At 38.3% G+C, this 7,222-nt stretch carries 7 protein-coding genes; 1 reads left to right on the top strand and 6 read right to left on the bottom strand.

From position 1 onward, the window contains the following. The 5 genes from PQ474_RS25320 to PQ474_RS25340 form a co-directional block, all read right to left on the bottom strand. Positions 1–293 (bottom strand): aldehyde dehydrogenase family protein (locus tag PQ474_RS25320; RefSeq protein WP_273848354.1); only part of this gene is annotated, 293 nt, incomplete at its 3' end. A gap of 64 nt (positions 294–357) precedes the next feature. Beyond that, positions 358–1,662, bottom strand: coding sequence for a TRAP transporter large permease (locus tag PQ474_RS25325; RefSeq protein WP_273848355.1), 1,305 nt, complete (start codon positions 1,660–1,662; stop codon positions 358–360). Further along, the gene (locus PQ474_RS25330) at positions 1,652–2,149 is read right to left on the bottom strand and encodes a TRAP transporter small permease subunit (protein WP_273848356.1); all 498 of its coding nucleotides are present in this window, start codon (positions 2,147–2,149) and stop codon (positions 1,652–1,654) included. The genes PQ474_RS25325 and PQ474_RS25330 overlap by 11 nt, the downstream gene beginning before the upstream one ends. 6 nt (positions 2,150–2,155) lie before the next feature. Continuing rightward, positions 2,156–3,256 (bottom strand): TRAP transporter substrate-binding protein, encoded by a 1,101-nt coding sequence (locus PQ474_RS25335; protein WP_273848357.1) that lies wholly within the window; start codon positions 3,254–3,256, stop codon positions 2,156–2,158. 169 nt (positions 3,257–3,425) lie between these two features. Then, positions 3,426–5,183 (bottom strand): thiamine pyrophosphate-requiring protein, encoded by a 1,758-nt coding sequence (locus PQ474_RS25340; RefSeq protein ID WP_273848358.1) that lies wholly within the window; start codon positions 5,181–5,183, stop codon positions 3,426–3,428. 210 nt (positions 5,184–5,393) lie between these two features. Here PQ474_RS25340 and PQ474_RS25345 point away from each other — a divergent pair, with 210 nt between their 5' ends. Further along, positions 5,394–6,272: a LysR family transcriptional regulator gene (locus tag PQ474_RS25345; protein ID WP_273848359.1), complete on the top strand. Its 879-nt coding sequence runs from the start codon at positions 5,394–5,396 to the stop codon at positions 6,270–6,272. Positions 6,273–6,346: 74 nt separating this feature from the next. Here PQ474_RS25345 and PQ474_RS25350 read toward each other — a convergent pair. Further along, on the bottom strand, positions 6,347–7,222 hold an 876-nt coding region (locus PQ474_RS25350; protein ID WP_273848360.1), incomplete at its 5' end, for an aldehyde dehydrogenase family protein.

Consider the following 7,222-nt stretch of genomic DNA (forward strand, 5'->3'; position numbering starts at 1 on the left):
CTTCCTCCTGTTTCGCGCCCAATAACACTGACGATTTCTTCTCGATGTTCTTTTAAGTAGTCGGCTGCTTTGTGCAAAACTTCTCTTCTCTCTTCCACCGTGCTTTTTGCCCATTGTTTCTGAGCCGCTTTTGCGACGTCAAAAGCTTCTTCTACTTGTTTAGAAGTAGCTAGTTGAAAGGTTGTGATGAGAGAGTTGTCATAAGGATTGACGATATCATAAGAACGTTCGCTATCTCCTTTTACCCATTGTCCATTAATAAAACTTTTGTTTAACTCTTCATAGTTTTGCATAGAAACACCCCTTTTAATAGATAAGTAAAATAGTAGTTATTAAAAATCATTATTTGATATCGTATTACCGCATCAAGTTAGGCAATATCATTACAATTTCAGGGAATATTACAAGAAGAATAGTAAAGATAATCATAGTTAGAAGCATTGGTGTAACCCCTCGAAATATAGTCTGAATTGGGATATCTTTAGCAACTCCATTTATGACATATACGCTAATTCCAAGTGGCGGGGTGATGACACCCATGCTAAACACCATGACCATGATAATACCGAACCAAATACCATCAAATCCTAATTGGATAATTAAAGGATACACAATAGGAAGAGTTAGGACTAGAATAGCTATGCCTTCCAAGAACAACCCTAGTAGAAAATAGATTATTAAGATTATCGCAATGATAACAAATGGTGATACATCTAACCCAATGACCATTGAAGTAACTTGTGTAGGTACTCTGCTCATTGCTAGAAATTGCCCAAATAGAGTAGCACCAATAAGAATGATGAAGATCATTGAAGTCAACCGAATCGTTTCTTCTAAAGAAGCAAAAAAACCTTTCCATCCTAAACGCCTAGTTAAAACTGAAAACAGCAATGCTCCTAACGCTCCTACTCCCCCAGCTTCAGTCGGTGTAAAAAAACCAAAATAGATTCCACCAATACTCAATAAGAATATAAGCCCAAATGGCCAGATTTTGCTCATTGCTTTGACTCTGTCTGAAAATGGAGAAGGATTTTGTTGATTTGGCGCAAGGGATGGTTTTCTTCTTACCTGGATATAAACAGTTAGCATAAACAACAGTGCAAGGAGTATTCCTGGGACTATACCCGCAATTAACAATGCTCCTACTGGTTCCATCGTTAAAACACCGTATAAAATTAAGATCACACTAGGGGGGATTAGCACACCGAGTGTTCCACCTGCTGCCACACACGCAGAGGATAAACCAGGATGATATTTGTAATCTTTCATTTCAGGTAACGCAACCTTTGCTAAAGTTGCAGTTGTTGCATTTACTGACCCAGAAATGGATGAAAAAATAGCGGCAGCCCCAATAGTTGCCATCCCGATTCCTCCGCGGACATGCCCAACCCATTTATCAACGGCTTTAAATAAGTCCTTTGCAAGACCACTATAGGAGAGAAACATTCCCATTAAAATAAACATCGGCATTACACTTAAGCTATATTTACTAGCGGTTCCAAAGGCACTCATCCCTAACTGAGCTAGAGCGACATTAGGCCCTGATAAAAACAAATAGCCCGTAAAGCCAACTAGAAGTAGAGCAATCCCGACTTGAACACGTAGCAAGATAAGAACAAATAGACTAAGTATTCCAATTATGCCCATTACTTCAGGACTCATTTGGATGCACCACCTTTCGTATAGCTTTAAAGAAGTCTAGAATCACAGTTAAGGCAAAAAGCAAAATACCTACAGCACAAACGAGTACAAACACATTGACTGGGAGCTTTAAATCCCCTGTTACACTATTAGACATCTGGTTGGCATAGGAATATGTTTGCCACGACATTAAAGCTAGAAGAATTAACATGATTGTATACGTGATTACATCCACGATAGCTTGTGCTCTTATCGATAGTTTATCGATGAATACGCCTACTGATATGTGCCCTTTTTTCTGCTGTGTGTAGCCTAAGCTTAAGAATACAATTAAGGCTAACCACAAATAGGTTAACTCGTAAGTACCTGTAACAGGACGCCATAAAAAGCGGCCTGTTACATCACTAAATGTTACTATCATCATCATGAATAAAAGAAATGCAGCAATTTTGGAAGAAATAGCATTCAGAAAACCAACAAACTTCTCAAAATTAGTTAGGAATTTCATTAACATTTACTCTCCTTGATCGCGGAGGCGAACGGCTTCCTCGTAAATTTCTTTTCCTGGTAGTCCTTTTGCTTCCATTTCATTCACCCATTTATCATACAGTGGCTCTAACGGCGTTTTCCATTTACCAAATTCTTCCTCAGTAATTTCAAACACTTCAATTCCTGCTTCTTTAGCTGAATCCCAACCTCCATTAGCATCCACGTTATATAATTCTGCTGCTTTAGTTGCCATGACCTCACCGATAATCTCTTCAATGGCTGCTTGATCTTCTTGTGAAATCTTTGACCAAGTATTAGGATTGATTACTACAAAGATACTACTCGTATAAAAATTTCCTTTTGTAATATAGTTGGTTACATCAGCAAGTTGAAAGTTTGTAATAACCGATGCTGGAGCTAAGGCACCGTCTACTACTCCTCTTTGCATGCCTTCGTATACATCACCCATTGGCATTGAGACTGGAATAGCACCATATGATTCTAAAATTCCATTCGCTGAAGGGGAAGGCGTTCTGATTCTCAACCCTTTGAGGTCTTCAGGAGAATGAATAGGCTTATCAACCGTTAAGAGTTGAGCTGGGTCATTTTTAAATAACCAACCAATTTTTGTACCCTCATGTTCTTGCTCTATCTCAGGGAACGTTTCATTTAGCGACCAAAAGATTCTAGTTGCATCAGTTGCATTTTCACCCATAAATGGAAGCTCTGTAACTCCAGTAAGAGGGAATCTCCCGGGATTGTAGCCATGTAAAGACATTGACATATCAGCTACACCATTTACGACTAAATCATATTGAGCATTGGCCTCTCCTAATGCGTTTGCTGGATACAATGTTCCAGTAACTCGACCATCAGTTGCTTCTTCCATCTGTTTAATAAATGGTTCTAGAAGTTCTGTATGTTGTGGGTGAGGCCCAGGCATAAAAGTAGAAATTGATAAGTTCACTACCTCACCAGATGGAGTTGAATTTGCACTTTCTGTTTCTTGGTCTGATGTATCTGTTCCACCTGTAGATTCAGCTCCACCACATGCTACCAATCCAAACATGATTAGACTCAAGATACCTGAACCTAGTAACCGCTTCCAACTTTGTTTTTTCATCATTTTACACCCCTTTTAAATAGTTAAACCTACTATATATTTGCAATTTAAATGTTACTTACATTAAACCTTGCTCTGGTTAATCTATAAAAAAGTGAAGAATGTATCTCTTTGATGTCATTTTCAAAAGGTAAAGGGATTCATCTCCACCCATTTATTTAATAAATTTTCATTACCTTCCTATGATACGTACATCTACAACTGCTGATTTACCTCCCCTTACGACTTGGACTGCTTTCATTAAAGCCTTCTTTAATTCCTTGGGGTTTTCTACTGTACTTGCATAAGCTCCTCCAGCGGCCTCTGCAACCTTAGCTAAATCAGACGATGGACCAAATTGCGTATAAAATTGATCAGTTTGTTTTGCTAGGCCTTCTGGGTGAACTCCTAATGCTGAAAATTTTGGAGCATTCCACTGCTCGTTGTTATAAATAATGGTTAAAAATGGAACTTCATATTTTCTAGACATCCAATGGACTGGTGTTGGGTTGCTAAAAACGAAACAACCATCTCCACACAAACTAACAACTAGTTTGTCAGGAGAAGCTAACTTTGCACCGATTGATGCTCCTCCATTCCAGCCTAGAGAACTTGCCCCCATTGTGAAGTATGTTCCTGGCTTTGTTCTAGGTAAATGTTTGTTTACCGTTGCAAAGTTCGTAATTGTCTCACTCATTACAATCGTATCTTCATCAATTACTTCTTTTATACAAGATGTTAAAAACTCTGGAGTGATCCTGCCATCATCTCTAGGCTCTTCAAGAGTAGCCCAGGCAAGACGTTGCTCTTGATGAAATTGTGAAATCTTTGCATAACGTTTCGTAATCTTTTCTTCGTTAAATTTTTCATTTTCTAGGAAGCTATTTAGCTGTTGAAGTACAGTATAAGTATCTGCTTTAAAGAAGCTCTCTGATGGGATATACCATAGCGGTGTCTTCTCTTTTAAAGGGTCAACGTCTACATAATAAATCTTACAATTCTCAGCTGGCTTGTTGTATAAGGGAATCCAAGGTACATCACTATCTAATACGAGAACCAAATCAGCCATAGCTAACTGCTCATGTTGTACCGGCTCGTTCCATGTGTACCCAACATGTAAGGGATGTTCTGAAGGGAAATTTAGATAACTTGGAGCTGATTCAAGCACGGGTATTGCTAAACCCTCAGCAAGCTTTACAAGCTCTTTGACGCTTTCATGATTTCTCCCTAAGCTAGATGTCACAATTAACGGGTTTTCAGCTAACAAAAGCTCAGTTGCTATCTCTTTAACTTTTTGTTGGGGAATAGCAGATGGTGATAATGATCCCCACATTTTGGTTTCTAAAATAACTTCCTCTACTTTTTCCTCCATCACTTCACGAGCTGCCATTAAATACACCGGACCTTTTGGATCACTTTGAGAAATTTGCATTGCTCTGTAGAGTATTTGTTTCACATTTTTCCCTGTTCGAATTTCATTGGAGTACTTTGTATACTCTCTAACAATACTACGTTGATCAGATACATCTTGAATCCAATGAATAAATTCATTTCTGCTACCCAGAAGTTCACCCTCTTGAGTGAAAGGAGATGTACCTGCAAATATTAAAGCTGGGATTCTACACTTTGCCGCATTATGAACAGCCCCTCCTAAATTTTGCGTCCCACAATCGACATGAATGAGGACGACTTGCGGCTTCCCTGTTACCTGTGCATAACCATGAGCAGCACTTAAGGCGACCATCTCATGTTGGCAGATAATAACTTCTGGCATATCTCTTCCTTCTTTTTGAAACCTTGCAAAACTCTCAATTAATGCAGGATGGTCACTTCCTAAATTTGCAAAAATATATGAAACTCCTAATTCTTGAAATGACTCTAACATTTGATCAGCTGTAGTATATACTTTTTTTTCAACTGCAACATTACTTCTTGCATCTTGTAGTTTCATAAGTGAACTCCCCCTAAATAATAAAAGAACATAGATTGCCCCTATTAAATAAAACGCTTTCAAAAAGTCAGTTCGCTTTGTTAAAAGCTGAATTTTCTATATTCTCTAAATTTTACTTCTTTTATAATATAGCACATGCTATATTATATGAATAATATAAAAAAAGTCTTTTTAATATACTTTAAAAGTATGAAAGTGAGGAGTTTAGGTTTGGATATTCGTCAACTTCGCTATTTCATCACAGTTGTTCAAGAAGGCCAGATAACGATTGCAGCAAAAAAATTAAATATGGCCCAACCGCCTCTAAGTCAACAGCTTAAAAATATGGAAACAGAAATTGGTTCAAAACTTCTCGTGAGAAATGGTAGAAAACTTGAACTAACAGAAGCAGGAGAGATGCTTTATCAAAAAGGTTTAACTCTACTTAATGATTTTGATGAAACGATTTCTTCTGTAAAAGAAACAGGCGAAGGGTTAAGCGGAACTTTATCAATTGGATGTGTGATGTCTTGCATTCATTATTTACCAGAACGAATGAACGCTTTTCACAAAAATTATCCAAATGTTAGATTGAAAATTTTAGCCGGTGACCCTTACCGGTTGACAGAACACGTCGATGAAAGAAACATTGAATTAGCTATTGTACGTTCACCTTTAAATACTAAAAACCTTGAAGTGATCGAATTGGATATTGATCCTTTTGTTTTTATTGCTCCGGCTAATTGGGAGCATTTAACTGATTTATCTTCTATTACAATGAATGAGATTTGTAACCTTCCTTTGATAGCACTTCATAGAATCAATGGGATTGGCGTATATGAAATTGTGTTAGACGAGTTTAATAAACATGGATTAGAACCAAATTATGTATGTGAATCCCCTGATGCTACAATCCTTCTATCTTTGGTAAAAGCTGGATTAGGTGGAGTTATGTTGCCTAAATCTGTTCTGTTTAATTTCACACATGATCATCTTAAAGTTCTAGACATAATAGATTGTACAATCAAAACGACAACAGCCGTTATATGGCAAAAAGACAGATATTTATCTAAAGCAGCTAGGCATTTTATTGAGTTTTTCTCCGACTAATAATAATACATTCCATAAAAAAAGGAGTGTTCTTGGGATTTCCTAGAATCACTCCTTTTAAATTAGACTTACTGCTAAAAAGCAAACTGACGATACTTCGTCTGCACCGATACCCACTTTGTTGTCGTAAATTCTTCTACCACCCACGGGTTTCCAAAACGTCCTAATCCACTGGCTTTATTGCCTCCAAACGGAATATGCGGAGCGTCATTAACGGTTTGGTCGTTAATATGAGACATCCCTGAATCAATTTGCAGAGCTAGCTCTTCTCCGCGCTCAAGATCACTTGTAAAGATCGCCGAACTTAACCCATGTTGTGTATCGTTGGCTAGTTCAATCGCTTCCTCATCGCTTTTCGCTTTGATAATGGTCGCAATTGGAGCGAATAGCTCACTTTGCGCAATCTCACTTGAATTATCGATATCTGTTAACACAAACGGCGTCAGTACATTCCCAATTCGTTCTCCTTCTAACGCAACCGTTGCCCCTTCACGCTTTGCCTGTTCGATAAAGTTCAAGGCCTTCTCCATTTGTCTCGCATTGACTAATGGTCCGATAACGGTTTTCGGATCACTCGTATCGCCGTAAGGAAGCTCCTTGGCTTTTTCCACAAACTTTTGAACAAATTCATCATGCTTATCTTGATGAACAATCATTCGGTTAATGATCATACAGATTTGTCCTTGATGAATGAATTTGCCGAAAATAGCAGCATCAACAGCTCTGTCAACATCCGCATCAGATAACACGATAAACGGGCTGTTTCCACCCAGTTCAAGCGCCACACGCTTTAAGTTCCGACCTGCGATTTCACCAATATGGCGCCCAACTGCAGTCGATCCAGTGAAACTCACGAGTTGATAGTTTGGATTGTTCAGCATATCATCACCGATTTCCTCGACATCGGTTTGGATAACATTAAGTACACCAGCAGGAAGGCCAGCCACTTC

The organism is Halalkalibacter alkalisediminis (genome assembly GCF_028610705.1).
Classification (GTDB): domain Bacteria; phylum Bacillota; class Bacilli; order Bacillales; family Bacillaceae_D; genus Halalkalibacter; species Halalkalibacter alkalisediminis.

Coding starts and splice junctions, on each gene's coding strand:
- PQ474_RS25325 (WP_273848355.1), bottom strand. CDS start 1,662: ATGAGTCCTGAAGTAATGGGCATAATTGGAATACTTAGTCTATTTGTT.
- PQ474_RS25330 (WP_273848356.1), bottom strand. CDS start 2,149: ATGAAATTCCTAACTAATTTTGAGAAGTTTGTTGGTTTTCTGAATGCT.
- PQ474_RS25335 (WP_273848357.1), bottom strand. CDS start 3,256: ATGATGAAAAAACAAAGTTGGAAGCGGTTACTAGGTTCAGGTATCTTG.
- PQ474_RS25340 (WP_273848358.1), bottom strand. CDS start 5,183: ATGAAACTACAAGATGCAAGAAGTAATGTTGCAGTTGAAAAAAAAGTA.